The sequence below is a fragment of the Rhizobium sp. BK661 genome, assembly GCF_024808825.1.
Lineage (GTDB): Bacteria > Pseudomonadota > Alphaproteobacteria > Rhizobiales > Rhizobiaceae > Rhizobium.
The window spans coordinates 161,712-186,352 of record NZ_JANTYT010000009.1 but is presented as its reverse complement, the minus strand read 5'-3'; the positions used below and the strand labels follow the sequence as shown (position 1 = coordinate 186,352).

Sequence of the window (24,641 nt, the reverse complement as noted above, 5' to 3'; positions counted from 1 at the left end):
ACCCCAGAAGCTCAGGTTAGAGCGTTGCGTCGACGAACGGGTAGGTCAGGATGCCGGGGGCAGAGCCGTCGGTACCGCCGCGAGCAGTGGTCAGGTACGCGCCCTGAATCTGCTTCGTTGTCGCCGTGCCGTCGTCGTCAGGAGCGCCGCCCGTGGCCGTGGTGTTGAGGCGAACGTTCGCCGCGCACGAGGCCTTGACGTTCATCGTGGTCGGGCCCTTGACCTGAACCCAGCCATATTCACCGGAAGCGAAAGCGACCGGAGCAACCGCGACGAGGTTGCCGCGAAGGCCGCCTGCCGTGGTGATCGATGCCGCAGCGAATGCCGACGTGAGCTGCACGACGTCATACTGAGCGATGGCACCGGAAGCCTGGACAAAGATATACTCGTTGCCCAGGTTGTTGACGTACCGGTCACCGAGGCCGAAGCCCTTGCCGGACGAGGCAAGGGTGGCAGCGGTGTAGGTGTCGTTGAGGCGTGCGCCTACGAGTGCTGTCATCGGATTTCCTCCTTAAGCAGCGTCGAGCAGGACACCCTGCAGCGAACGGTTAGTGCAGACCATGTTGCCCATCCAGTAGTACGGGATGACAACGGCGTCCTGGTTGACGGGCTTCTTCTCCTCGTCCTGCGACCACTTCGCCTCCTTGTGCTGGGCGACGTAGAGGTAGTCGGTATTGAGGAAGTAGCCCTTCTCGGCCGTGGTGGTGAAGTTGGCGTTGTCATCGAAGATGACGTCTGCCGTCTTGTACTTCAGGCCCACGAAGCCAGCCTGCGCCTTCTTTTCGTCCATGTACCGCTGGAGCTGCTGCTCGCCGGATTCGAAGACGGAATAGAAGTCGTGGCTGAGGACGATCAGGTCCGGCTTGTCGGCGCCGCGGTTCAGCGGGAGCCAAAGGCCGTTCATTTCGCCCTTGAAGGTGTCCTTCGTGTAGGCGTTGGAGCCCGTGATTTCACGGAACTTGTTACGCCAGAAGGTCCACGTCGCGGAGTCGATACCGCCGACCGTGCCCTGCCCGTTGGTCTGGATGATCTGCGCCAGGCCGCCGATCTGGTTGGCCAGCGAGCCATCCGAATAGGCGTCGATCGAGAAGTTGTTCGCAGCCGTCTTGAGGGCGTTGGACTTCTTCGTCTTGACGAGGTTGATCATCTGCGCGCGGCCGGAGTTCTTGCGGATTTCGGCACCGGAAGCGACGACATGCAGCGCGATCTGCGCCCAATCGTACTTGGCAGAAGTGATGATGTCCGATGCGTCGGTGTTGAGCGTGTCAAAGCCGCCGTAACGGGTGTAGGTGCCGTTCTCGCCGTATTCCAGCGGGATCTGGATTTCATAGCCGCCATCGAGGTCGAGGATACGCCCCTTCTCCTTCAGCACGTTGAGGAGGGCATTATGCTTGGAAACGTTGTCGGCCACGTCTTTCGCGGAGTTGCGAAGCGTGGTCGATACCATTTCCGAGAAAATCGAAGATGGTGTTGCCATCGAGGATTAACCTTTCAGTTTGTCGTACACAGCGCCCAGCTCTTCTTCCTGAGTGAGCTGTCGGGCTTTGCCGGTCGAGGTTGAACGGATGTTGGTGTCGTTCGCTCTCTTCGCCGCCGCGACTTGGGCAGGGTCGTTTGCTGCGGCAGCTTTTAATGCGGCAGCTTTGGCCCTCAGGTCGGGGTCTGCGTTGACAGCCATGTCGTAAGCGCGCTTGAGTACGGCCTCCTGGGAGGCGGCACCGCCGAGCTTCTGCTTCGCCATGTGAATGAAGCTCACAAGATCCGGCTCGGGGATTTCGTTGTAGAGCGGCATTTCTTTCGAGATGCGGCTCACAAGGCTATCCACCTCACCGAACTGTTTTTCCTCATTCAATCTCTGTGAAATGCGCTCATCGATCCGCGACGGGTCGCCCATCTGCCTGATCGTGCCTTCCAACTGGCTGATCTTAGCCAGGAGCGCCTGCTCGGTATTCTGTGCGCCGCCCTCACCTGCCGGAGCGCCTGCGCCAAACATCTTCTGAAGCTCGCCGCGCAGCTCGTAGGTGTCAGCGATCTGCATCAGCGTGTTGATCGGGTCCGTGTCCATCTGCCGCTGCAGATTGAACAGGTATTCCACGGCCTCATGGGGCTTGTAGTTCCCCATCTCGCCGCCGAAGTATTCCTTGTAGCTCATCAGCACGTCAGAGAGCGGCTTGTAGGCCGATAGCGCCTGCCCCTGCGTAGAAAGCGTCTTGTGAAGCTCTTCCTGGTGCGTGCGAAGGTCTGCCCTCACGTCTGCGGGGATCTTCTCCCACAGAGCTTCCTTGCCCCGCCAGCTTGAAGGGAGAGGTACGTCGGCCGAAGGCGTCGAAGGATCAACGGCGTCGGTATCCTCTCCCCCACCACCTTCCAGTGGTTCGTTATTCGCTGCCACCTTGGCTTTTGCCGGATCGGGGCTGATAAAGCGGCCGTTATCACGAGCCGCGCCATTGTCGCGCTCCATGCGATCGAAGACGGCGCCGAGGCTGTCATCCTCGCTGATGGTCTCAGGTGCGGTGGAATTTCCTGTATCTACTATGGCCGCTGAATCGATCTGCGGCGCATTGAGTGCTTCGACGCTCATTGCGGTTCAATCCTTGTTCGGTTTTGGAAGGTGGTTACCGGTACTCTTCAGAGACCGTTAGGCCGCGCTTTTCAGCGAAGCGCTTGTTCCGGATCTTGCCCTTGGTTGGGCTGAGGGATGGCTCGTATTCAACGCAGCCGTGGCGCTTAAGGTCATCCCGACGATCGGACCGCGACATAACAGGCCGGCCGTCGACGGGGCTCCGATAGGGCTGGATGTCGGAAATGATCATGGGCGTCGGGATCGGCCCCTTGCGCTGCGCTTCAGTCAGCATCGGTTCACCGCTGGATGCGTCCACCCAGCGGCCATCGCGTTTCACATACTTCGTCATGCTGCTACCGGGATTGCTTGAGGTTGAGGAACAATGGCGGGAACCTGAGGAGCAAGGCCGAGGATCGCTTCGAGCTGCGCAGCGAGCGTTGCGCTGTCCATGTCGGTCTGCGCCTGGATGCGGGCTGTCTCGATCTTGGTGAGCGCCTCCAGAATGGCCTTCTTCCACTCCGTGTCGTTGTCCATCTTCGCCTTGGTAAGCTCGGTCTCGTTCCGGCGCTGGTCTGCCTGGTCCTGCGCCTGCGCGTCGGCCTGAACCTTCGCCATGGCCGGATCTGGCATCTCTGGCTGGTTCTGTGCCTGCTGAGCCTTGGCCTTGGCCTGCGTGACCATGTTCTCAAGCGTCTCTTCGACAGATCGACCAAGATTGAACATGCGGGCGTTGGCGATGAAGATTTCCAGCGCAGCATCGGGCGGCAACGTCCCTTCCTTGACCAGCGGGCCGACTGCCTGGAAGTAAGCCCCTGCCCCCTGCAGGAACTGCGATACCTCTGCCTTCTGGCGCGTGAGGTCGGCGCGGATCGTGGAGTCGCTCTCTACGTCGATGCGGTAGTAAGACGCGATCGGGCGCTTCAGGAGCTGGACAACCTGCGCCTTCTGCTGCTGTTGCTCCGGCGTATCTTGCAGCGTCGGCAGGAGCGGAATGCTTGTCATCTCCTCCAATGTGCGCAGAGAGAACCGCGAAGGGATGATTTCCGACATCATGACAAATAGGTCGCGGGCACAACGCTCCATCATGCGCTGCATCTTCTGAATGCGCAGCGAGCCCCACTGGCTCTTGATGTTCTGGGCCGTCGCCGTTTCCGAAGCCGTCGAAGCACCGCGGACGATATCGGAAATACCAGTGATCTCGTAGATGGCCTGCTTCGTCTGCTCGCGAGCCAGATAGAGCTTATCAAGGACCGCGATGAACTTCTCGACCGGCCAGAAGGCCATGGCCCCGGCAATACCGCCCTGGCTGTTGGCATAAAGCTCGCCGTCCTCGATCGGGGCGAACTCGTCGTCCGCAAGCGTCATCACGGCTTCAAGGCTCTTGCTGCTGCCGGAGTACCAGCCGCAGACCTTCATGGCCTTGGTGACGACATCGATGCGCTTCGTGATCGTGTCGAGTTGGTCGGCAAGCTTGCGGTAGATCGCGAACGGGTTGACCGGCTTCAGGCGGCCGGTAATCTCGATCGGCTGCATGGGCGTCGGGATCGGGAAAAAGCCCTTCAGTCCGAGCGGATCATCGATGACCTTCAGGATAATCCCGGCGTCGTCGATGAACTTTACCTGGCGCGTCTTCTTGCACCAGACTTCCCAGCCGCAGATATCGCCAGTGCTCTTTGACCAGTCGTTTTGCTCGCTCTCGTCGAACTGGCTCCGGATCAGGTCGGCATTGAACGATACGCCCTCGTCTTCCTTGGCGATGACGAAACGGAAGGCATCCCAAGGGCGCTCATCCCAGCGCTTGGCTGGGCCGTGGCGATAGTCGCGCCAGCTTACGGCTTCGAAGGTGATGCGCTCGTTTTCGAGACGCTCTGGCGTTCCTGTTCCGCGAAGTAGTTCAGGAGCAGTTGCTCCAGCACCTGTTCCGGCGTCAGGTTGCTGTAGGTCTCCCTCGCCTCTACCGGCGTAGCGTTCATCAGCATCTGCAACGCCTGCACCGTCTTGCTCTGCGCCTTCTGCACGGTCGTGAGCATCGATAATGTCCTCTTTGGTTGGCTCTCCGCCAACGATGTCACTTCGAAAGCGGATACGAACAATGCCGCGACCAGCAAGGAATGCATCCTGCGCAGCGGCTTCAAGCTCTACCTGCAGGCGGCTGTCGTCGATCTGCACCGAGATGGCGCGCTCGATCAGGTCAGCTACGACGCGCGCGGCAGGGTCCTTGTCGTTGAAGCGGCGGCGGACATCCGGAACCGGTGACGAGTTGATAACGGCCGGGACGATGGTTTCAACGTTCGCATACAGGATGTTGAAATCGTACTTGGTGCCGAGCCCGGTGTCTTCGCCTTCTGCCTTGTCCTCGTTGGTGTAGGCCTTCGTGGCAATGCTCGCGTCGTCCAGCCATTCCTTTTCGAGGGTGGTCGCAGCATTGATCCTTTTGATCCAATCCTGCCCCTCTTCGCGGAGCTTCTTGTTCGGGCCGGTCTTGGTCTTTGTCGTCATGGGCGCGGCTGAATCTCCAAAGGAAAAGGCCCGCCGTTAAGCGGACCTTTCTGAAAGGTGATAAGGGGCAGAGGTTAGGCGGCCGTGGGGTTCTGCGGATCTGGGTTGAGCTTGGTAGAAACCAGCTCGCCAGCGCCGCCATTCTTGTCGTCTGCCTTTGCAGCGTCCCTCTTGGCAGCCTTGGCCCGTGCTTTGCGTCCAGGCGCCAGTTTGTTGTCGATAGCCTTCTGCTCGTCCTTGGCCTTCGGCGTCGACTGGTTTGATTCGCCGGTAGCTTCAGCACGGTTCTCCGGCTGTCGTGCCATCGGGTCGCCGGACTGCTCTGGGACCTTCTCGACGATGTGACCTTCGGCGGGAGCAGCGAGATAGCGCTCGATACCAGGGATACGCTCTACGACTTCCGTCTGCAGTCTTTCGTTCGGCTGCTTGCCGGCGCCAAAGATCAGCTCACTTGCGCGGGCTCCGGCAAGACGATGCTCGCCGCCGTTCCACTGGCGCTCGATCGATTCAACGACCTTCTGTTCGGGGGCTTTCATGATGAAGTCCTTTCGGTATGGACTTCGACGCGCTCCTGAAACGCAGCCGAGTCCGTCCGGGTTCCTATCCCTGCCGCTTCTTCCGTTTGATCATCGCGTCAATCTGCTCCTTGAGCGTCATGTTGCTGACGATGACGCCGCCTGCCTTTGCCTCATAGACCGGCTCGGTCTTCTTCGGTGGCGGTGCGGTCTCGGCCTTCTCCTCGCGCCATGCGAGGCCAAGGTATCGAAACGATGAGCCGATATGCTCTGCCCAGTCCTTGTGAGCGTTCGGGAGGAATGTTTTCCTCTCGTCGTCCCATTCCCTGCGGTACGCCTTCAGGCCATCGACGCCCGATTCGACACGCTTGCCGCGCTCATCGTCACCATCGTGGAAGGTCGCGACCTTGATGGTTTCGCGCCCCGCTGTGATGCCGTCGGCAACCGAGGCCATGCCAACCATCTTTGGCTTGCGGCCCTTCTCCTTCAGGATGTCGTAGCGCGTGCGCTTCGTACCCCAGACAGGATGCATGATGTCATGCGGAACGTAATCGTTGCCGTGGTAGCCTTTCTCATTCAGCCACTGGCACCAGTCTTCCAGATCCTCCGAATCCGGCTTGTAGAAATCCACGATGCGAGGGCCAAGCTCGCCGGGGATCGTCTGGAAACACCAGATTGGGTTGTTGACTGCCTTGCCCAAGTCCCACGCCGTATGAACCGGATAGCGGCTGTCGATCGGTAGCGGCTTGATCCGGCCATCCACATCAGCGGCGGCAATCTCAGCGCCCCAATAGGCTCCAACCATCGCGCCAGCGAAGGAGCAGTAGAATTCCTGCTCAATCAGAAGGTCGGCAATCTCCTTGCCGTAGAGGGCCGCATAGATACCGCGTTGGCGCTCGATACCTTCCGCACTGATGGCGCCAGTCTGGCCGGCCGTCAGTACCTGCGTAAACCACCCTTTCGGGTTTGAGCGCCTATCCCACTTATCGAGCTTGGCAGCATCGAGCATGCTCTTTGCGTGGTTGTTGCCGCGAGGCGTGGTGATGAATGAAGCCCAGCCGCCGTTTTCCTCAAGGATAGGCGATAGAAACGCCCATGCGCTTGGGTTGGCCAGAGCCCATTCCGAAAACGTGATGCCAACTGGTGGCGAGCCGACCAGGCTGTTGAAATTGTCCGAGCCGACAACTTGAAACGTTGATCCAGTGGCGAACCGGATAAACATCTCGTTGTCGTTCATGTTCGAGATGATTTCAGACGGGAACGCCTCCTCGATGCGGCGCTTTCCCGAATGTGGGTTCACTGCGTTCCAGATCGCCTTTCGCGCCTGGGAAGCCTCTGGCAGCATATGCCAATAGGTTCCCGGCCGCGTCATGGCGCTGACTGCGTGCTTCTGTAGGTCTATCTCGTCCTTACCGGCTCGACGATGCCAGAACAGAAGCTGGCGCTTGCAGCCCTGCTCCCATGCGTTCCAAGCCGGAAGCTGGTATTCACGCGGGCGCCATCCAAGCGCCGGAATGCGTACTGTTGTCATCGCTCATCGGAGAAGCGGACGACTTCGATCTTGAGCGGGCCGCCCTCGCCGTCTGTCAGAGCGAGCTTGCTCCCGTACTTCTTCGGCTTCAGCTTCTCGGCAATCCATTGGCGGGTGCTGACGCGAAGTGCAGAACGACGCAGCGCCTCGCCATTTTCGACCCAGCGGGTTTCTTCACCGAACCGCTTTTCCATCCAGTCGTTCGAGCCGTCGTCGGCAATGTCGACCATCTCATCGACGAGGACATCGGCCTGGGCTTCGCGCGCGAGTGCGTACTTGGTCCGAAAAGCGGCGCGTTGCTCATCAGCAAGCCAACTGAAAACGGTAGACTTTGCAGGCATGTCCTCGGCCAAGCAGATAGCCCGAAGGCTCTCACCGTTCGACAGGCGCTCACAGATCGCGTCCGCTACCTCTTGGGTGAATGAGCTTGGGCGCCCTGTTGCCTTTGGAGCGTTCTTCTTTGCCATAAGGGTTCGACGCCTTTTTGGATCGCGCCGCGAGCGCGTAAGCATTGCGGCAATGTTTGTGCACTATCTCGGCAGTCATCAAGACGGAGAACTCATAGATGGTGATGGCGCTGAATTGGATAGCTGCCCTGGCTGGATTGCTTGCAGCATTGTTTTGGTACAGGGCTGCGATAGCGGAGGTCCCAGCGCCCAAAGACACCGCTGGGGTCGGCGCCCTTTTGGGGGGATGGTTGATCTCTCTTTCTAAGGGAAAGAGGATCGATCTACACAAGACGCTTGAACTTCAGGCGAGGTGGAACACGCGCGCGGCAACAGCCGCTTGCATTGGAGCGTTAGCGACGGCTGCCAGTTGGACGGCGGCAGCATTCGGTTGGCAATGACATCCTGTGGATTGCGCGGATTGCATCCGTTGAGGCTTGCGACTCAAGGTTACGATGCGTCTTATCTCGCCTTGGCAATAAGGAGATGACCAATGTACCTTCGACTCCACGATAACACTCAATCCATTCTTGTGAACATGGACCAGGTTATCCAGATCATCCAGTACCAACCAAACGGGTCGACCGCACTCATTACTGCGACGAGCACAGGAAACGGCGGCCAGTATACGATCTATGTCAACGAGACTCCGACCCGCATATGGGAACTAATGGATATCGAACTTCAGCGCCGTGCTGAGATGACCAAGACCGCCCGCTAAACGTTGAGACTGATAGTGGATTGGCAAACTGGCGCCGCAGTCTATGCAGCAGTTGTTGCAACGGGCGCGCTTTTCCTGGAGATAAGACGCTGGTTTGAGAGTGGCGTTCGGGTTCGAGCCCACTCGCACCATACCTACTCGATGGCTGACCTGTCACAGCATGCGATCATTGCTGAGATCACGAACATCGGAGATGCCGGCACGAAACTTACGAGCTTGGAGATATGGGGTTACCCCTCTTTGCTACACGCCAAGCTCGGCATCTCAGCAACCTGCGGTGCTGTATTCGACCCACGCACATTCTCTGCGCATCAAGGACTTCCATATGCACTCACGGCGGGGGACACTTGGAGTGGCGGTATCTCGGCCTGTGAACTAGACAGAGCCGATCCTCGATTTGCTGTCGCCTACTTCGCCGTGAACAACACGCGCTACGCCAAGCCCTTTTTCTGTCGCATAAAGATCTAACGGGCCATACCTGCACACCTGCAGGTCTTGGCATCCCGACAGAGCAGCGGCGAGAATGATAGCGCCTGCTATGACGATGGAGAGGCTGAGGAGCTGTCGAATCGTCTTTTGTTCGATCGAACCGATCCCTCGGATCTTAATAGCTACATGAGCCGTCGTCAGGGGACCCGAAGCCATGTGCGCAGGCCATGTTCAAGGGAGCGTTCAGCGAACGGGCCCCCGGCCCACCGGAGGTGCATGACGAACTGATTGCAGCCAGTAAGAGAAAAGAGAACGCTGTAAATAGCTGGTACAAGTGGGTCATTGGACCTCTCCCAACTGAGCATCCTAAAAGGCCATAGGCGAGGATCTCAGGTCAGCGAGCCACGCCTCTATGGCGTTTCCTGACTCTGGACGCTATCAAAGCCGCTTGCCTGCGGCGTGCCTCTCGCTGTCTGCCGCTCAGAAGGTCTCCATCTCTGAGTAATCGACGTAGACCTCTCCGATCTCCTCGCCGCTCGCATCTGTGATCTTCTCAAATCCGTCCTCGAAGTCATCCTTTTCGAGGCGATCAGCCAGAGATCGGAGCACCGCGGCCGTCCTTTTGTTCACCACGGCTGTTATCGGCCCGCTCACGCTCAGCTCAACATCGAACTTGAGAATCGTAACGGCTTCTTCATTGTCGTTCATTGGTTTCCCCTCTGTTTCCGAGAGAGGATAACGAGCGCTGACTGGATACGCCAGACACTCCGCGTTCGCAGACATATCCGTCGGGTCACGCTTTATTTTGCAAAGCGTCTGGACGACTCGAGCGGCCAGTCTTACCTGCCGTCAGTCCCAACACTGAGAAGGAGCGACTAATGGCTATTTCAATGACTGACCTAGATAATCGACTAACCGCGCTTGAAGGCAAGGTGAAGACTGCCGACGAAGTCGCGGCGCTGAAGGAAGAGGTCAAGCGCCTTCAGAAGCGGGTGGACGATCTGGAAGCCAGAGTGGCTGCAGGAGTCTAATGGGTGGGAAGGGGCTGCCCGTTCCTTCCCGTTTCACCTACCTCTAATTGTCTATCCCGCAGCTACTCGACACTATGCACGCCACGGTTCAGTCTCTCTCAACGAGACACGTGGGGGAGGTCGAAATGCAGGCTTGGTCAATCGCAGTTATTGCTGCAGCCATCGTTATAAGTGGCTATTTTCTATCCAGCGCAGCGGCGCAAACCAGCAACCCGCTTGTAGTAGTGGGCTCCGAAGGCGCTGTAGCGTTGTACAGCTTGTCGACCGGAAAACTCACCACATGCCGGATCGGCGCCGACGGTAGCGCTCTTTGTAAACAGCAGGTACTCAAGCCTTAGAAATCAACGGGGCGCGTCGGCGCATTTCTCCCATCGCGCGGCTTACCCTTAGGGGCCGCGGTGGACCGTCGCTCTGCGCACTGTACATCCACCAAATCAGTGCGCAGATATTACCAAACAGTTATGTGTTTGCAAGCGGATCAGCCTAGATTCAACAACTGATCCATGGTTTGCATAACCAAAGCGCGCGATGACGGCACCCGAAGACTGCGAACAAGGCCGCCGGCCAGCTCCGAGTACTGAGTGTTTCGGATTTTACGGCTGGCTCTCGATGCGGCCTTCTTGACCTCCACGAGCTCCCGATCGACCTCATCCTGGCGCATCCGCCAGGCCTTTTCGAGCAGGTATTTCTGGTCCTCTTCCCAGACCATGTAACGCAGGCGATCAATGACCTCCTGCGGGAAGCTGAACGGCTCAGGAGCGTCGCCGTAGACCCGGCTGTACTTCAGAAGCTTGCCCACGCCTTCAACTGACTCGACCTGCACAAAGCGGCGGGTTGGCAGGTTTACGAACACATAGCCGGTGAAGATCGGGAAGCGGCGCTCGATTAGCTTCTTGTTCCGATGGTGCTTCACGACGATCCGATAGGTGGGCATTAAGGACTCGAAGCCAGCGTTCGCGAGGTTGCGCTCGATGATGCTCAAGCTGGGCGCTCTCTCCTCACTGGCCGGCGCCGATGGCGAACGTTGAGATCCTGGCGCGGCTTTGATGGCAAACCAAAGATCAGCGTCTGGCTTCCACTGGCCGGCCTCCCCCTCGCCACGTCGCGCTGCCCGGAACCTGAGTTCCTCGGCGCGGGTCTCCTTCGCGAGCTTCTCTTCATTGCAACGGTCGAAGGCTCTATTTAGGGTCTGCATGTTCAAATCTTGATATCCTTCAGTTGGGCCATGATTGAGCTGCGGCGCTTCTGTCCGGCCTCGCGGGCCCGCTCGCGTTGGGACTTGGTAGGTTCGAGGCCGATCGTCACCTGTCGCACGGTGAAACCCCTGCGCTTAAGAGCCGCGACTTCGGCCATGCAGGTTTCCCTGTCGAGGCTGCCGAGGTGCGGTTCCTTGCGGCCGTTCTCGATCCTGTCGATACGCCACTGGTAGGAGAACACGGTGCTGAACTCGTAGAATTCAAAGGTTACGACTACCGGCACCGGCCGAAAGCCCCTTGTGGCCGTCTTGATACGCTCGGCATTCACCTTGCCGAGCAGCTTTTCCATCATGCGCTGCTGCACATCCTCTGGGAGCTGGTCGATCATCACTTACCCCGCGCCTTCTCAGCCAGGTACGCGGCGGGATCGATACGCTTTACCTCCGAAGCCGCACCGAATGTGCCTAGCTTATAGTCTCGGTAAGCGCGCTCCCCAGCTGGATCGAACTTTACGGCCGCGATAGACCTTACCCAACCAACAGCCTTGCCAGCGTTCGCCATCATCTGGCGGTCCTGCCGCTCCTGCTTCAGCTTGGCCTTGCGGCGCCCCTTCTTCGACTTCGGCGCTTCAGGCTCACCCCAGAGCACTTTTTTGCTGCTCTTCGGCTTGGATGGCCGGCCGACTTCGTTGTCGAGCCGATCGAGCGCCTTCCAGGCTCCAGCGTTGGTATCGAACGGGCCTTCAACCAGCTTCCCGCGCTGGTCTACGATTTCATACTGCCCGTCCTCGTTTCTGCTCACGTTGAGGATCTTAGTCATTGAGCCACCCCGAAGAAGTGAGGGAGGAGACGGTGGATCTTGCGTTCTGCCGCGGCGCGTTTCCTCGCCGCGAACTTTTCAATGCGCCGGTACATTTCGGCTTCGATCAGATCCGATGTCTCAACGCCAACGGCGAAAAGCTTGTCGCGCAGCGTGATCATCGTCTCCTTTGATGGTCCAGCAGAGATGACGTGGCTGCGCCAAAGCCGTTCCTTTTGATAGGCATAGGGGTGATCGATCCGCTCATCGGAGAGATACGTCTTCGGCTTCACGGAACTAACGCGGTGGATATGAAACATCTCGGTTTTGCGGTGGCTATCCCATCCGCCGCCGCGATGAGCAAACATCTCAAGATGCTCTGGCATTGCCTTGAACATTGGACCGTACGGCTCATAGAAAGCCAAAACCCACTGCCCCGGTTTAATGTCGATCAACTTAGTCATGCTGCACCTCCGGGTTCGAAACTTTCAGAGCGGTAAGGGATCTGTGGGAGCCAACGTGCGTTGAGGCGGTGGCACTGCTTCTCGATCAACTCGAGGAATTCACGGCGTTCTCGCTCAACCTCATCAACGCCGACCCCAGCACGTGACATTTGCCTGGAATGCGCATCGATAGCGCGAGAGAGCACGCGGTCGGCTTCCCGATTTGTCCTAGCCTTCGAGAGTTGGCGGGCAATCTTGCTTGCGTGCCCTACCCTGCTTGCTGATGGGAATGGAATGATCTGAACAGGTGGCGTCCAGTTGAGAAGCGGTAAGTCGTCACGCTGCATCGACGTTACCCCCTATGGTATATCTATATGTGTCGCATGGGTGCGCCTGTGAAACTGCCGAATTTGGCTCCACAGTCGCATGGGTGCGCCTGTACCTCCCGTTTTCAGCAGGTTTTGCTTTGATGGTGTCGCATGGGTGCGCCTGTGTGTCCGTTGGGTGCGCCTGTTGTTTTTTCTCAGGCTGCCAACGCATGAAGGTCTTGTTCGGCAATTCACCCGTCACATCGCACTTGTATTCCGTGAGCCGCCACTCGGTGACGGCCCTGTTTTTGACGTTGAACGCGCTCGGTTTTGTTTTCTCGATGAAACCCACATCAGCAAGCCGATTGAGCGCTCGCTTCGCGGTGTCCCGGCCCATGCCGAGCTCGTCACCCAATTCCCGGCAGCCGAGACCGATGCGGCCATTGTTCAAGCCGTCATAGCGCCACTTCACCTCGATGTAGGCATTGCGCTCGATCGGCGTCAGCGCCCTCCAGGCAGCGCTGCGCTTCACGTAGGCCTCGATCATAATGAACTTGGATTTCCCTTTTCGCTTGTGCTTGCTGCTCATGCGGCGAGCTTCCCAGCTTCTTCGAGGACATCAAGCTTGGTGTGGAGCTTGTAGCGTGGGTGGTGGCCCGGATAAGCCCTCCCATGCTTCTGAATGATAGTCTCGATCGCTAGGCCATCGCCCGCGTCGATCAGACGGAGAAGGGTCCAATACTCCCGCCCAATGATAGTAATTGGGAAACCAATCGGCGAATTGTCGTCGTCCAAAAGCTGGACTCGGATGCGCAATTGTTGTCTAGCTGCAGCGCTCATCGGCAAACCTATTGCTGGTGGGAAGAGAGGTCGTCCGCGAGGACGGATTTCAAATCGAAGCAGTTCCGGTTGGGTCGCCAAACTTCTACCGGGCTGCTTTTTTTCGTTTGGGCAGCTCATGCAGCCCTCCCGATCGTGGTCTTCAGACCGAGTTTTTCGGCGAGAGGAACGACCGGAACGACAATTCGTCCGCCCACCTTGATCGTCTGAAAATCTCCCCGCTGCGCTGCGTCGTAGGCTGCGTTTCGTGCCAACCCGAAGAACAATTTTCCCGCGTCGGGGACTGAAATCGTCGGTCGGCTAAGCGCTTCTTCAAGCGTCATGCGTCAACTCCTCATTTATCACAAAGTTACACACGAAACACTTTTATCGCGTTTCGAATTGACCCGCAACGTTTCGTGTGTATTTTTGGCAGAAAATGCGGAGATATCCCCCGATGGCACGGCCGAGATTAGGCGACAGCGACAGCAAACGCTTGCAAATGGTGATCACCGAGGAAGAACTTAATGCGATCGAAGATTGGCAATACGAAAATCGAGTGCCATCGAAGTCGGAAGCGATCAGAAGATTGGTTCAAATAGGTCTTCGATCCGTCCGGGCGTTGCCATCCATTACGAAGGACGTCGCAGAAGTGTTGGACTTGGCCGCTGAAGCCGTTGATGTTCCAGATGAAGTTCTGGCCGTGATGGAGGAGGGAACCGACAACAACACCATTTCCCGAGAGATCGCAAACAAGCTCTACGATTCAGTGAATTTCACCTTCAATAGGCAGATTGAGGCACAAGACAACCTCTTCCATCTGCTTGTCGAAATCGCTCAGTTCACAAACAATCAGAACTTTTCCGATGCAGTCCGATTGGCTGACGAGGAGGCCAAATCTGAGATTCCCAATGAAGCTGTGCTGCAGGCGATAGGTGCGTCTCGGGAAATTCAACTCAAATATTGGCGCAAACGAAGAATGGAACTTCAGACAAAGAGACAGGAGCCGAAATGAAAGGCCACATCCGCGAGCGCTCCCCCGGAAAATGGGCAATTGTCATCGACGTGCCAGATCCCAACACTGGAAAGCGTCGGCGGAAATGGCACACTTTCCATGGCACCAAGCGCCAAGCCGAAACTGAATGCGCGCGCCTCATCACTGAGTTGGACGGCGGGAATTACGTCGAGCCGGCAAAGACTACGGTCCGAGAATTTTTCACCATTTGGCTGAAGCACGAGAAGGCGAACGTCAGTCCTAAGACGCACCAGCGTTATGAAGAGCTGCTGCTGAAAAACGTTTCGCCTATTCTTGGGGCAATCACGCTGAATAAGCTGAACGCTACGCGGATCGATGCGGCTTGGGGGAAGCTGCTGGAGAGTGGCCGGAGAGATGGCAAGGGAGGGCTGTCGCCGCGGACGGTGCATCACTGTAGGCGCGTGATGCTGACGGCTATGGACCAAGCCGTGAAGTGGGATCTACTGAAGAAGAACCCGGTCGCCCTCACTCGGCCGCCGAAGGTCGAACGTCAGCAGATGGAAGCTTACACCGCTCCACAGACGGCGGTGATGCTTGATGATCTGCGGAAGAGCCGCGTTTTCATTCCTGCACTACTGGCAGCTCTCTGTGGCATGAGGCGCGGGGAAATCATCGCGCTCCGCTGGAAGGACGTGAATCTGATAGGAGCCGTTATAGCGGTCACCCGAAGCGCCGAGCAGGTTGGGACGGACGTCCGCTATAAAGAGACCAAATCAGGCAAGTCGCGAACCGTGGCGCTGTCCTCGACAGTCCTTGAGGAGTTGAAGCGCCACCGCGTCGCCCAGGCTGAGGAACAACTGAAAGTCGGAATCCGACCAGGAGACGAATCATTCGTGGTTGCTCAGGTCGACGGCAATCCGCTGAAGCCTGTATCACTCACCCACGAATGGACGAGGTTGCTGGCAAAGACCGACCTGCCCCGCATTCGCTTCCACGATCTGAGGCACTCCCACGCTACACAGTTACTAGCAGCCGGGGTGCATCCGAAGATTGCCAGCGAGCGCCTAGGTCACTCGACGATCGGCATCACGCTTGATCTCTATTCCCACGTTATGCCGGGAATGCAGGCAAACGCTGCAGAGCAAGTTGACGCGGCCATCAAAGCTGCTAAAAAGCCAGCCGTCGAGTGATTGGGTAGCAAATCGGTAGCAAACACCGATTCTTTGAAATCAACCAAGTGGTGATTTCTCAACCTTATCAATCAGATGGAAGAGTGTCCGAGTGGTTTAAGGAACCGGTCTTGAAAACCGGCGTGCGGGAAACCGTACCGTGGGTTCGAATCCCACCTCTTCCGCCAATCATATTGATTTAATTGCGTTTTTCATACTATCTCCTTGCCGCACCTGAGAATGGCCGCTGAGACACCGGCGGCACACAAGCCAATGATGGCTGCTGATTGGATAGCGATACTCGCCCCTTGTGACAGCCAGCGCGACGTTTGCGTTGGAGTTGAAGTGCTGGTTCGGCAAAAGCCCGCCCTTCATCTCTCAGCAGTGGCCGACGCCGCCATCCCGAAGTCGACGAGAGACAAACTTGTGCTAAGGCGATGGCAATGGACAAGTGGGCCAGCGGATCTCCAACTCCGGCCACGCTAGTGACCATACGGGGCTCCTTTTGGTAATGGCAGGAACAAGAGCCGAGTCCTCGCTCGTCAGTAGGCGCAAGAGAGCGCGTTGGTCGGTCTGAAGCCATGGTTGCAGGCGGGATTCACGGAATGCCGCGGTTGGTATTGGAAATCAGCGTGATTTGAATTTTGCTGGGTCGTACAAGCCGCAGCAAGCGCGGCCAGCCCGATCAACACGCCGGCCACTACGAGAGTCCGAAATTTGCTCATTTGTGTCTCCTCGCATGGTGAATTATGTGGGGGACAATCTACCGCTCCAATATTCATCGGGCGAGCCCACCTTCTGCCCCAGTTCGCGACACTGAGGAAGAGGACCAGTTGGGGGATTTTAGTTTCCGATATGAAGAGCGTCCCTCGCAGGACCGCGCCCCGCTTATGCAGCAACACTTTTCGCATTGAGCTCAAACGTCCGATGGCGGGCACGGTGTGAGTGGGGCGGTTAGGCGTGCTTCAACGCACGTTCAATCACGATCCGGGCAACGATTGATAATATTTGCAGTGATTTTCGCCAAGGGATCAACACAGTTCCGTTGGCCGCTGGTCGACCAACAGAGAATCACAGTTAACCAACTCCGAGAGACGAGCCGGAGATCAGGGTATCGTCGCCCTGCACAACTGGTATCGATGCGAACCGCTGCCGATCCCCGCCGTGAACACGGTGCAACTCTCGGGATCCAGGGTGAATCCTGCCTGCGCAACGATCTGACCAGCCTGCTCGCGCCGTGCCCGCTCCGAGGCGCTCACATCGACCTTCCTCGATTGCGGCACGTCAAGGCGGCACGCGGCATCGTCGGCCTCCGAGCCGACAACATCTGCCCGCAGGCGCAACTGCGAGACGATGGACCGGAGAAAGCCGCAGCCCTTTGGGCTCGCAGTCAACTTTGTCCGACGTGCAAGGTCATCGTAAAAGGCCATATCGGAGGCACGGGTGTTATCTTCACCGTCCGTGATTACAAAGATCGGGCCGCCGCGTACCCGTGCAATCTCCTGGGCCTTTTCGTTGTAGGCTGGAGTCGCGGGAAAAGCCGTCGCCAGGCCGACAAAGGCGATCTCAGGGTGAAAAAGACTGACCAGCCAACCCAGCGGTTTTTGGGCGCTTGCGAGGAGAACGGTCGCGTGAGTGGGATCAGGCAGCGCTGGGGCTTCTGCGTGGTATAGCGGGTCCCCCCATCCCTCATGGCCCCAGGTACGAGCTCCGGCCGTCAGAACAACCGCGGCCGCGGCGACCAACAACCATTTGGCTGTGCGACGGGCATATGTATAGGGACGCAGCTGCGTCAGAAGGATGAACAACGCGAGCGGCAAAAGGACTTCAAACGACACCATGTATCTGGAGATGCTAAAGAATTGCATCCACAGCAGATAAGCTGTCGCGATGAAGAGTAGCAGGAACGATGCCTCGGGTCTAAGGGTGGGCGTCGCGGCACCAAGGTAGCGAGCCCAGAGCTTTCGCAGCGTCCAGATCCAGAACGTCACATAGACGATGGGCCAGATGATTTGCCTAAGAGGTAGCTCGCCAACTCTGCGAGGGTTTACGGAGAAAATGAACGGCCAAAAAAACGTCTCGAGGAGGCCTTGCGGGCGCCAACGCATGTCGGCGACGCCGACTGGCGCAACAAGCGGGTGCGGAAAGACGTTGCTGAATTGTGGAAAGAGCGGATTACCGAATTCTTGTGCCAACCGTATCATCCAGTGGGCACCCGTTATGGCGAAGCCAATTATTGCAGCGACGCCGAAACCAATCGACAACCACAATCGCAGGGGCAAGGTACCACGGCCGCAGAACAATAAGGCGACACAGATCGAAAACGCAGGGACGACATTTGTCAGCTTCAGCCCCATGCTGAGGCCAGCCAACAAGCCAGCGGTCACAAGGAGCATCGCCGCCGCCATGTTGCAACTTCGGAGAGTCGACCAATTTGAAACGATGATAGAGACTGAACCGAGAATGAAGAGTGCGGTCGTGTTGTCTCCCATGGAATTGCCAACTTCAGACAAAAAGACCGCGGTGAGGCACCCCGAAAGCGCAAGCAGGATCGGCAGACGGTATCGATCCTCAATGGGCCTTTCCGGAAGGACTACGGACGCAATACCCATAACCAAGACGAAAGTCATGCCGTGCAGCATCCCTTGCAAGAAGCCTGACATTGCGGGAGGCAGCGTTCGGTTGAGAAGATATGGGAAGAGGTCTAGTGTCGGATTGAAATATCCCTGAAATCCAGCAGGTGCCAGGTCGATTGACACCTTGCCATTCATCAACGCGAACGGCGCATAGACGTGATAGTTGTAGAGGTCCCAGTTTGCATCCGCACCCAGGATCACCGAGTAGAAGCCGAATAATAGCGGAACGATGATGGCGGCCACTAACGGCGCCTGCGGTTTATTGAGCAGTGCCGTTCGCCTCTCAGCTTTTGACACCCTCATTTCGGCGACCGTACCAGATCTGGTTTGAATACCCACAATTTCGCACCTACGAAATTAAAACTCATGCCAGCGAGAGAGCCGCCGGCTACCGCAATTGCGGGCAACAACCAGAGCTTCGGAAATGACAAGACGATTAAGCTGTAAACCACGTAGTTGAAGAATCCGCCCAGTAACATGGTGGCGAAATACCGCCACCACTCCTTTTGAACTTCCTGATCGGGCCCGCGCTCAAAAGTAAAGTGCCGGTTGATTTGCCAAGTTGCGAGTACCGCAGCGAGGAACGAGATTGATCGGCCCAAAAAGAACCCTAAGCCGCAGTGCACGGCGAGCAGCAAGACACCCAGATCAACCGCAAAACCGACGATGCCCGCGACAGCGAAGCTCAGTATCTGTCTAGGCAGTTCAGCCATGAGTACCTGAGCGCCAAAGCCCTGGCACAGCGAGATAGGCAAGGCGCTTTATTTCCATGCGGCCTCTCGTAACGGTGTTCAATACGATGCCACATGTTAAGAGCAGCGCACCGAATAGCATGAGTGATGCCGCCAGCACAGCAGTCGGGATGCGAGGAACAAGGCCTGTTTCCAAATAAGTTGCCAGAAGAGGAAGTGCGAGTATCACCGAGGCAGCAGCGCAGAATAGAAATCCTATTGCAAAGAATACGAGCGGCTTCTCGGCCTTGAAAAGACGGAATATTGTCAGAAGAATCCGCAGTCCATCACGATATGTATTAAGCTTGCTTGACGAGCCCGGGGGGCGCGACCGGTAGACGGTCTTTACCTCTGACACTGGCATCCGGAGTTCATAAGCGTGTACTGTCAATTCCGTTTCGGTCTCAAAGCCGGAGGCGTGGGCAGGGAACGACTTAACAAAGCGCCGCGAGAACACCCGATAACCCGAAAGCATATCAGTCAAAGACCGTCCAAAAATCATCATTACGCAAGCGGTCAAGAGCCAGTTTCCAAACCTGTGTCCGGGCCGATATGCCTCCCGCTCTGTGGAAGTTCGGCTAGCCACTACCATGTCCAAGCCATGCGCCAACATTTCCTCAATCAGAATTGGTGCGGCGCTCGCATCGTATGTCCCGTCCCCGTCAATGAGCAGATAGACGTCCGCTTCCACATCGGCAAACATGCGCCTGATGACATTGCCTTTGCCTCGCTCACGGACAGTGTTGACAATTGCGCCTGCCTCCCGCGCCCAGGCGATCGTCCGGTCAGAAGAATTGTTATCAAAGACGTAGATCGTTGCGTCGGGAAGTGCCACGCGAAAATCGCGGACGACCGCTCCAATCGTGACCTCTTCATTATAGCAAGGGATGACAACGGCGACACGCGCGCGGAAGCTTGGCGCTTCACGGCTGCTTGATTCGACCGATTTGGTTTCTTGCTTTCTTTCTGTGATCATTCCGCGACTAATTTCGGTTTTGAGAGGATGGTACTGCGAGCCAGACGTAGTGTTCTTGTCCATACTAACACGCTGACGACGTCAATACCGCGTACGCGCCGGAATGCCCTTTTTCTCTTACGGAGGTCGATTGCGGCAATAGCAATCTTTGGCGAGCAGCGGGGACTTTGGGAAGAGAAGTTGCAACATTTCCACGGCGAAGTGGAACAATGACGCGCACTTGCGGCCGCCAGCTCGCCGGGCAACTATCTCGCCATACATGCTTTTTTACTTGATATTTAAGTAGTGTAGACTGAGGTGCCGCACACCTGAAGCTGACGAGGACAGTGGGAATCCTTCGCGATGAGCATTGAAAACCACTCGAATGCGCCCGGCGCCAACATCCATATAAACCACTACTGCTGTGTTGCCGGATGCGGGAAATGGGGAGGCTTCGGGCACACATCGTCGAAGAGCGGCGAAACGCGATGGTGGTGTGCTGAGCACTATCCGCATTGGCAAGAGATCAAGCAGGCGGACGGCCGAGATTAGCGATCCGCTGCTATCGAATCACAGCGCTCCGTCAATAGCTGCACGAGCGTCCGTCGCTTGGTCTGAAGCCATCCTCGCAGGCTCGATTCATTGAATCCCCAGGCACATAGCCTGAGGCAGAGCCCATCGAGTTCGGGGGGGTCGCGCACGCCGACGCGAGCGCGGAAAGGCCAAACATCGCTCCGGCTGCCATCAAAGCGCGAAATCTGCTCATGCTCGTTTCTCCTGCCCGGCGATTATGCTCACGACGCAATGTATCCGTGCCTCCCAGCAGATGCGAGGGGCATCACGCGTAAAAGTGGAAATAAATGGGCAAATGGCGCCAATGACCTGCTTGCTGTGTGCGGCCCTACCCTACTCGCATTGGCCCGGCAAACGCGAGAAACAGGTGGGAGTTTGTGTCGCTATGCGTGCCGAGGACGACAACATGGCGAACAACAAAAGAGGCGCCGAATTTCGCCGCCTCTCAATTTTTGGGCAGAGCCGTGAAGCGCTTCAAGCCAGTCTGCGTAGAATGGGCGCCCGGGCGTACCCGGCTCCCACCCGAAAGATTACGCCTGCGGCTGCTTGGTTTTGCGCAGGTACGGAAGAATCGTGTCGAACGAACCGAACCGGGTTATGGCGTCTTCGTTCGAGACGGCCGCCGTGATGATCACGTCCTCGCCCTGCTGCCAGTTCGCCGGCGTTGCAACTTGATGCTTCGCCGTCAGTTGGATGGAATCGATGGCGCGCAGGATCTCGTTGAAGTTCCTTCCCGTCGTCATCGGATAGGTGAGGATCAACTTGATCTTCTTGTCCGGGCCGATGATGAAGACCGAGCGGACGGTCGCATTGTCGGCGGGTGTCCGGCCCTCCGAGGTTTCACCGGCTCCAGCCGGCAGCATGTCGTAGAGCTTGGCAACCTTCAGCTCATTGTCGCCGATCAGCGGGTAGTCGACATCAAAGCCTGTCGCCGTCCTGATGTCGCTCTTCCACTTGCTGTGACTTTCTACCGGATCCACGGAAATACCGATAATCTTGGCGCCGCGCTGCCGGAATTCGGGCTCCAACCCCGCCATCGCGCCAAGCTCGGTGGTGCAAACCGGCGTGAAGTTCTTCGGATGCGAGAAGAGAACCGCCCAGCCATCGCCGATCCAGTCATGGAACTGGATGGGACCCTGCGTGGTGTCCGCGGTGAAATTAGGTGCAATATCGTTGATACGGAGGCTCATGAGCGGTGACCCTTGTTGGTAGGTGATATCGGCTTTCAATGGTGGGTGATTGTGTAGCTGTTTTTTGTCGCCATTCAAGCACTTGTGCCCAAAATGGTCACGGCAGCGGATAGCGCCTGGGCCCGCCTGATTGGCCCTCACAGTATCCCAAGTAATTCTGTCGCTGGTTTGACGCTTGACAGCACGGTCGATCGGGGCGCCGGCAGAGTAAGCCCTACCACGCGGAAGACGACGCTCTGCCGAGTAACGGCCTTTTCGTCGGTATCTTGTCGAGGTGATGCGTTCTGGCCTTCAGCTTCTCGAAAATACGATAGCCACCCGGCCAGCGGCCATAGCCACTGGCGACGTTGATGTGCCCTGCCAGGCCGACATTGTGCAGCTCACTGCCCCAGAGGCGAGCGAAGAGTGTCAGGCGATCGAGCGACATGTAATGATCGTTCAGGCTTCCAATCACCATGCTCGGAAACGGCAACTCGGCCGTCGGCATCGTACCGAAAGCGATCCGTCCTGGATGCAATCTGTCGGTCGCCGGCAGGTCGCAGGGCGCAACCAGCAGCGCTCCCCTCACTCGCGCCACGGAGGACCGACCAGCGAGGCTTGCCGCCAGCAGACATCCTAAACTATGAGCAACGATGTAGGCTTCTCCTGCATCTTCAAGTGTCGCCTCAAGCTTTGCCCGCCATGTCATGAGGTGCGGGTTGCCCCAGTTGTCCTGTTCGACGAGCCGACTTTCGGGATGATCCTGTAACCAGGCGGTTTGCCAGTGCGTGTTCCCTGATCCAAAAAGCCCGGGAAGAATAAGTACTGGCGTCATCATCAATCCTTATCGCGGCGTATGAACGAGCTATTGGTCCTAGAAGACCCCAAGGGTGGCTGCGAAAAGGAACCCGAAAGCGAGGATCGTGGCCGCTTGGGCGGCAAGGTCTGCTGCGGCACCCGCAAACCGGAACCGCGGAGCGACGCGGCGATCGTCGAAAACGACCATCTCAATCCTTCTTTCAGTACCAGGGCCCGGGAGATGGGTTCCAATAGTAGATTTCGTAATCGCGGGCGGTCGGCTCGCCTTCCCTAGTCAGTTCACTCCATGACCCGGCCGGTTGCGAAAGACCGTGGTGGATCACCGACCGGAACCATAGAAAAAGAGACTGCATCCTCATTTTTCCTTCCTCTCGCTCAAATCAGTTGGTTGCGCCTGGCATTCGCAAGCAACTCCGCAGCACCGGCGACGGGACCAAACAGCATCAGGAGGCGATTCTGCTCGCGTATCGTCAGCCGGTAGCGGCGCGCGAAGTCGAACACACTCCAAAGCTCGCCTTTCTCTGTACTGACCATGTCACCCTCCCTCGCCCGTTCACTCGGCCGCCTGCAACGAACCCCTTGCGGACGGTACGAAAGAGAAGCTGCCAAGCTCATCGACGACAGAGCCGATGCGGGTAGACAGCGCTTCGGATGTAACCTTGTAGTCGACGAAATCGCGGTCCGAGGCATAGACGGCCGTCGGCAGTGTGTGGGCCATGAAGAAGCCGAAAAGCGGTCGCAGTTGATGCTCGACAATCAGCGCATGGCGGTCCCCACCGCCGGTTGCGGAAATGATGATCGGTTTGGCCCGAAGTTCGGCTGGCTCGATCAGATCGATCAGATGCTTAAACAGGCCCGGGTAAGACCCCTTGTAAGTCGGCGAGCCGATAACAAGAACGTCGGCTTTGACGATGTCATCGATCACCTGGCTCGCCTGCTCATCCAACTCGCTTCGCCACAAGGCAGTTCCGAGAGAAGGCCCCAGGTCCTTGAGATCGTAAACCGTCTTGGAGAACCCGTAGGTTTCTGCAGCAAGCCCAGCAATGTGCCCGACGAGGGCAAAGGTCTTGGATGGACGGTTGAAACTACCGGCAATGCCCACCAATCGCAGCGACATATATCTCTCCTTCGTTATCGCATCGAATATTGTCTATAAAATTAGTGAACAAAAGAAATGAAGTTTCCTTGTGCGGGGAGAGCTTGAAATTCGATGCTCTCATACGCCCCATCACACACACCTTGGCTTCCGCCGTTCGCCTAAGCCGACCGCAAGATTGAATGTAGTCGGTACACCGCTTCCGGCCGGTTCGGGCTAGTGAAAGGCCGCCTCTTCGGCCACTCGGTTTTGGCGAGCATTGAGGAACTTTTGGCCGCGTCGGTCGTTAGTTGATTGCAGCGTCTGAAATCTGCGCTGCCGGACCAGCATCGCCTATGTAGGTCCGTTTAAAAGGCCCGGTGGACTATATCCCGCCGGGCTTTCTTTGTGGCCGTCCCTCTCTTCGTCTCCCGCACTCGCTCAGGCGCGAATTTGGTTCGTTTTGAACAACTTGCGGTCTCGCGCATTACCTAACATCTTCAACTGGGAAACGCCTCAATGACGATCACCGCCAAAGTCGCTGCCGCCTTGTGCCTGCTCATCGCCCTCACCTCATGCGCAAACACCATCAAGGGTGTCGGGCGTGATGCCGCCAATACCGTCAACGCCACTCAGAACGCCGGCAATCGCGTCGCGAATGCTGCCCGTTGATCTCGCAAGACGGTTGATGATCGAACCCAGCCGAGCCTCCCTCGGCTGCCACTCCAGATGCTGTTTTCCGCGCAGAAAGCAAAATCTGCTCGAGGGAATCGGTAGGCCTTGAAATTGCACTGCTGCGAGCAAAGATTCTGTTCAATGCGATGGAGGCTCGGCCATGTCGAACTATAGAGAGGAAAGGCGGTTTCGGTGTCAGGACGACAGAGGGAAGACTTATGTCGTCATTCAGCAGATGAGGATTTCCGGCCAGAACGCGGCTTCGCCCAAGACTGACTATATAACGGAGGAAGGCGAGATCGTGAATCGGCTCGATGAAGAACATTTCCTGCTTCTGCTCGATGGCCAGATACTGCACGTTCCGCATATTTCCGACACTGATCACTGACCGGCAACACCGATCCTGCGTTGATAATTAAGCGTGCCGCCGCCCTGCGACGCGCTCAAGAAAAGCGCGCACTTGACGCGCCCGGCCTGCTGCAGCGCCCTGCATCGGCCATTTAGGGAATCATCACCGCTGTTCGGGAACCTGCCAAGCATGACTGTAAGATGAACGCCGGCTTC

The 24,641-nt window shown here is 57.4% G+C and carries 32 protein-coding genes and 1 tRNA gene; 7 read left to right on the top strand and 26 right to left on the bottom strand.

The features are described from left to right. Positions 1 to 16: 16 nt before the first annotated feature. The 8 genes from FHX16_RS19475 to FHX16_RS19440 all read right to left on the bottom strand — a co-directional run bounded on the left by FHX16_RS19475 (position 17) and on the right by FHX16_RS19440 (position 7,575). Positions 17 to 499 (bottom strand): hypothetical protein, encoded by a 483-nt coding sequence (locus FHX16_RS19475; protein ID WP_259129767.1) that lies wholly within the window; start codon positions 497 to 499, stop codon positions 17 to 19. A gap of 12 nt (positions 500 to 511) precedes the next feature. Next, positions 512 to 1,477: a phage major capsid protein gene (locus FHX16_RS19470; protein ID WP_259129763.1), complete on the bottom strand. Its 966-nt coding sequence runs from the start codon at positions 1,475 to 1,477 to the stop codon at positions 512 to 514. A gap of 6 nt (positions 1,478 to 1,483) precedes the next feature. Further along, a complete protein-coding gene (locus tag FHX16_RS19465) occupies positions 1,484 to 2,581 on the bottom strand; it encodes a hypothetical protein (protein ID WP_259129762.1) in 1,098 nt (365 codons plus the stop codon). A gap of 34 nt (positions 2,582 to 2,615) precedes the next feature. Continuing rightward, on the bottom strand, positions 2,616 to 2,912 hold the full coding sequence (locus FHX16_RS19460; protein ID WP_259129759.1) for a hypothetical protein: 297 nt from the start codon (positions 2,910 to 2,912) through the stop codon (positions 2,616 to 2,618). After that, positions 2,909 to 5,062 carry a hypothetical protein gene (locus FHX16_RS19455; protein WP_259129757.1) on the bottom strand — a complete coding sequence of 718 codons (2,154 nt, stop codon included), beginning with the start codon at positions 5,060 to 5,062 and terminating at the stop codon, positions 2,909 to 2,911. Before FHX16_RS19455 ends, FHX16_RS19460 begins: the two co-directional genes overlap by 4 nt. A 74-nt stretch (positions 5,063 to 5,136) precedes the next feature. Continuing rightward, a complete protein-coding gene (locus tag FHX16_RS19450) occupies positions 5,137 to 5,598 on the bottom strand; it encodes a hypothetical protein (RefSeq protein ID WP_259129754.1) in 462 nt (153 codons plus the stop codon). A gap of 64 nt (positions 5,599 to 5,662) precedes the next feature. Continuing rightward, positions 5,663 to 7,108 (bottom strand): hypothetical protein, encoded by a 1,446-nt coding sequence (locus FHX16_RS19445; RefSeq protein ID WP_259129752.1) that lies wholly within the window; start codon positions 7,106 to 7,108, stop codon positions 5,663 to 5,665. Further along, positions 7,105 to 7,575, bottom strand: coding sequence for a terminase small subunit protein (locus FHX16_RS19440; protein WP_259129750.1), 471 nt, complete (start codon positions 7,573 to 7,575; stop codon positions 7,105 to 7,107). Before FHX16_RS19440 ends, FHX16_RS19445 begins: the two co-directional genes overlap by 4 nt. A 472-nt stretch (positions 7,576 to 8,047) precedes the next feature. Between FHX16_RS19440 and FHX16_RS19435 the strand changes: the two genes are divergently transcribed. Then, the gene (locus tag FHX16_RS19435; protein ID WP_259129749.1) at positions 8,048 to 8,275 is read left to right on the top strand and encodes a hypothetical protein; all 228 of its coding nucleotides are present in this window, start codon (positions 8,048 to 8,050) and stop codon (positions 8,273 to 8,275) included. A gap of 909 nt (positions 8,276 to 9,184) precedes the next feature. On the opposite strand, the gene FHX16_RS19430 is transcribed toward FHX16_RS19435, so the two are convergent. Beyond that, positions 9,185 to 9,412, bottom strand: coding sequence for a hypothetical protein (locus tag FHX16_RS19430; protein ID WP_259129748.1), 228 nt, complete (start codon positions 9,410 to 9,412; stop codon positions 9,185 to 9,187). A 170-nt stretch (positions 9,413 to 9,582) separates the two neighbouring features. On the opposite strand from FHX16_RS19430, the gene FHX16_RS19425 reads away from it, so the two are divergent. Further along, positions 9,583 to 9,735: a hypothetical protein gene (locus tag FHX16_RS19425; protein ID WP_259129747.1), complete on the top strand. Its 153-nt coding sequence runs from the start codon at positions 9,583 to 9,585 to the stop codon at positions 9,733 to 9,735. 478 nt (positions 9,736 to 10,213) lie between these two features. Here the strand turns inward: FHX16_RS19425 and FHX16_RS19420 are convergent, their stop codons facing one another. From FHX16_RS19420 to FHX16_RS19395, 8 genes are all read right to left on the bottom strand, one after another. Next, positions 10,214 to 10,930, bottom strand: coding sequence for a transcription termination/antitermination NusG family protein (locus tag FHX16_RS19420; protein ID WP_259129822.1), 717 nt, complete (start codon positions 10,928 to 10,930; stop codon positions 10,214 to 10,216). 2 nt (positions 10,931 to 10,932) lie between these two features. Next, positions 10,933 to 11,319, bottom strand: a complete 387-nt coding sequence (locus tag FHX16_RS19415; RefSeq protein ID WP_259129746.1) for a hypothetical protein — start codon at positions 11,317 to 11,319, stop codon at positions 10,933 to 10,935. After that, positions 11,319 to 11,750 carry a hypothetical protein gene (locus tag FHX16_RS19410; RefSeq protein WP_259129745.1) on the bottom strand — a complete coding sequence of 144 codons (432 nt, stop codon included), beginning with the start codon at positions 11,748 to 11,750 and terminating at the stop codon, positions 11,319 to 11,321. Before FHX16_RS19410 ends, FHX16_RS19415 begins: the two co-directional genes overlap by 1 nt. Continuing rightward, the gene (locus FHX16_RS19405) at positions 11,747 to 12,193 is read right to left on the bottom strand and encodes a hypothetical protein (protein WP_259129744.1); all 447 of its coding nucleotides are present in this window, start codon (positions 12,191 to 12,193) and stop codon (positions 11,747 to 11,749) included. Before FHX16_RS19405 ends, FHX16_RS19410 begins: the two co-directional genes overlap by 4 nt. Beyond that, positions 12,190 to 12,519: a DUF6074 family protein gene (locus FHX16_RS31585; protein WP_405049299.1), complete on the bottom strand. Its 330-nt coding sequence runs from the start codon at positions 12,517 to 12,519 to the stop codon at positions 12,190 to 12,192. The genes FHX16_RS19405 and FHX16_RS31585 overlap by 4 nt, the downstream gene beginning before the upstream one ends. Beyond that, on the bottom strand, positions 12,509 to 13,069 hold the full coding sequence (locus FHX16_RS19400; protein WP_259129742.1) for a hypothetical protein: 561 nt from the start codon (positions 13,067 to 13,069) through the stop codon (positions 12,509 to 12,511). The genes FHX16_RS31585 and FHX16_RS19400 overlap by 11 nt, the downstream gene beginning before the upstream one ends. Next, positions 13,066 to 13,320, bottom strand: a complete 255-nt coding sequence (locus FHX16_RS31580; RefSeq protein WP_405049298.1) for a hypothetical protein — start codon at positions 13,318 to 13,320, stop codon at positions 13,066 to 13,068. The genes FHX16_RS19400 and FHX16_RS31580 overlap by 4 nt, the downstream gene beginning before the upstream one ends. A 116-nt stretch (positions 13,321 to 13,436) precedes the next feature. Further along, the gene (locus tag FHX16_RS19395; RefSeq protein ID WP_259129741.1) at positions 13,437 to 13,643 is read right to left on the bottom strand and encodes a DNA-binding protein; all 207 of its coding nucleotides are present in this window, start codon (positions 13,641 to 13,643) and stop codon (positions 13,437 to 13,439) included. A 113-nt stretch (positions 13,644 to 13,756) separates the two neighbouring features. Here FHX16_RS19395 and FHX16_RS19390 point away from each other — a divergent pair, with 113 nt between their 5' ends. The 3 genes from FHX16_RS19390 (at position 13,757) to FHX16_RS19380 (ending at position 15,632) form a co-directional block, all read left to right on the top strand. Then, positions 13,757 to 14,314: a hypothetical protein gene (locus FHX16_RS19390; protein WP_259129738.1), complete on the top strand. Its 558-nt coding sequence runs from the start codon at positions 13,757 to 13,759 to the stop codon at positions 14,312 to 14,314. Continuing rightward, the gene (locus tag FHX16_RS19385; RefSeq protein WP_259129736.1) at positions 14,311 to 15,465 is read left to right on the top strand and encodes a site-specific integrase; all 1,155 of its coding nucleotides are present in this window, start codon (positions 14,311 to 14,313) and stop codon (positions 15,463 to 15,465) included. The genes FHX16_RS19390 and FHX16_RS19385 overlap by 4 nt, the downstream gene beginning before the upstream one ends. A 77-nt stretch (positions 15,466 to 15,542) precedes the next feature. Beyond that, positions 15,543 to 15,632, top strand: a tRNA-Ser gene (locus tag FHX16_RS19380). Positions 15,633 to 16,550: 918 nt separating this feature from the next. Here the strand turns inward: FHX16_RS19380 and FHX16_RS19370 are convergent. The 9 genes from FHX16_RS19370 to msuE all read right to left on the bottom strand — a co-directional run bounded on the left by FHX16_RS19370 (position 16,551) and on the right by msuE (position 23,444). Further along, positions 16,551 to 18,323: a hypothetical protein gene (locus FHX16_RS19370; RefSeq protein WP_183864210.1), complete on the bottom strand. Its 1,773-nt coding sequence runs from the start codon at positions 18,321 to 18,323 to the stop codon at positions 16,551 to 16,553. 56 nt (positions 18,324 to 18,379) lie between these two features. Next, on the bottom strand, positions 18,380 to 18,793 hold the full coding sequence (locus FHX16_RS19365; protein WP_183756900.1) for a GtrA family protein: 414 nt from the start codon (positions 18,791 to 18,793) through the stop codon (positions 18,380 to 18,382). Then, positions 18,786 to 19,787 (bottom strand): glycosyltransferase, encoded by a 1,002-nt coding sequence (locus FHX16_RS19360; protein WP_183864228.1) that lies wholly within the window; start codon positions 19,785 to 19,787, stop codon positions 18,786 to 18,788. Before FHX16_RS19360 ends, FHX16_RS19365 begins: the two co-directional genes overlap by 8 nt. Positions 19,788 to 20,349: 562 nt before the next feature. Further along, positions 20,350 to 20,532, bottom strand: a complete 183-nt coding sequence (locus FHX16_RS19350; protein WP_246712715.1) for a hypothetical protein — start codon at positions 20,530 to 20,532, stop codon at positions 20,350 to 20,352. 337 nt (positions 20,533 to 20,869) lie between these two features. Beyond that, a complete protein-coding gene (locus FHX16_RS19345) occupies positions 20,870 to 21,529 on the bottom strand; it encodes a peroxiredoxin (RefSeq protein ID WP_183864209.1) in 660 nt (219 codons plus the stop codon). A gap of 214 nt (positions 21,530 to 21,743) precedes the next feature. Beyond that, positions 21,744 to 22,343, bottom strand: coding sequence for an alpha/beta hydrolase (locus tag FHX16_RS19340; protein ID WP_183864208.1), 600 nt, complete (start codon positions 22,341 to 22,343; stop codon positions 21,744 to 21,746). A gap of 39 nt (positions 22,344 to 22,382) precedes the next feature. After that, the gene (locus FHX16_RS19335) at positions 22,383 to 22,514 is read right to left on the bottom strand and encodes a hypothetical protein (protein ID WP_259129730.1); all 132 of its coding nucleotides are present in this window, start codon (positions 22,512 to 22,514) and stop codon (positions 22,383 to 22,385) included. A 188-nt stretch (positions 22,515 to 22,702) separates the two neighbouring features. Beyond that, positions 22,703 to 22,861, bottom strand: a complete 159-nt coding sequence (locus FHX16_RS19330) for a hypothetical protein (protein WP_183864207.1) — start codon at positions 22,859 to 22,861, stop codon at positions 22,703 to 22,705. 19 nt (positions 22,862 to 22,880) lie between these two features. Continuing rightward, positions 22,881 to 23,444, bottom strand: coding sequence for an FMN reductase (msuE, locus tag FHX16_RS19325; protein WP_183864206.1), 564 nt, complete (start codon positions 23,442 to 23,444; stop codon positions 22,881 to 22,883). A 477-nt stretch (positions 23,445 to 23,921) separates the two neighbouring features. On the opposite strand from msuE, the gene FHX16_RS19320 reads away from it, so the two are divergent. After that, positions 23,922 to 24,074: a hypothetical protein gene (locus tag FHX16_RS19320; protein ID WP_016553871.1), complete on the top strand. Its 153-nt coding sequence runs from the start codon at positions 23,922 to 23,924 to the stop codon at positions 24,072 to 24,074. A gap of 163 nt (positions 24,075 to 24,237) precedes the next feature. After that, entirely contained in the window at positions 24,238 to 24,465 is a 228-nt protein-coding gene (locus FHX16_RS19315) for a hypothetical protein (protein WP_183864205.1), read from the top strand. Positions 24,466 to 24,641: the final 176 nt, after the last annotated feature.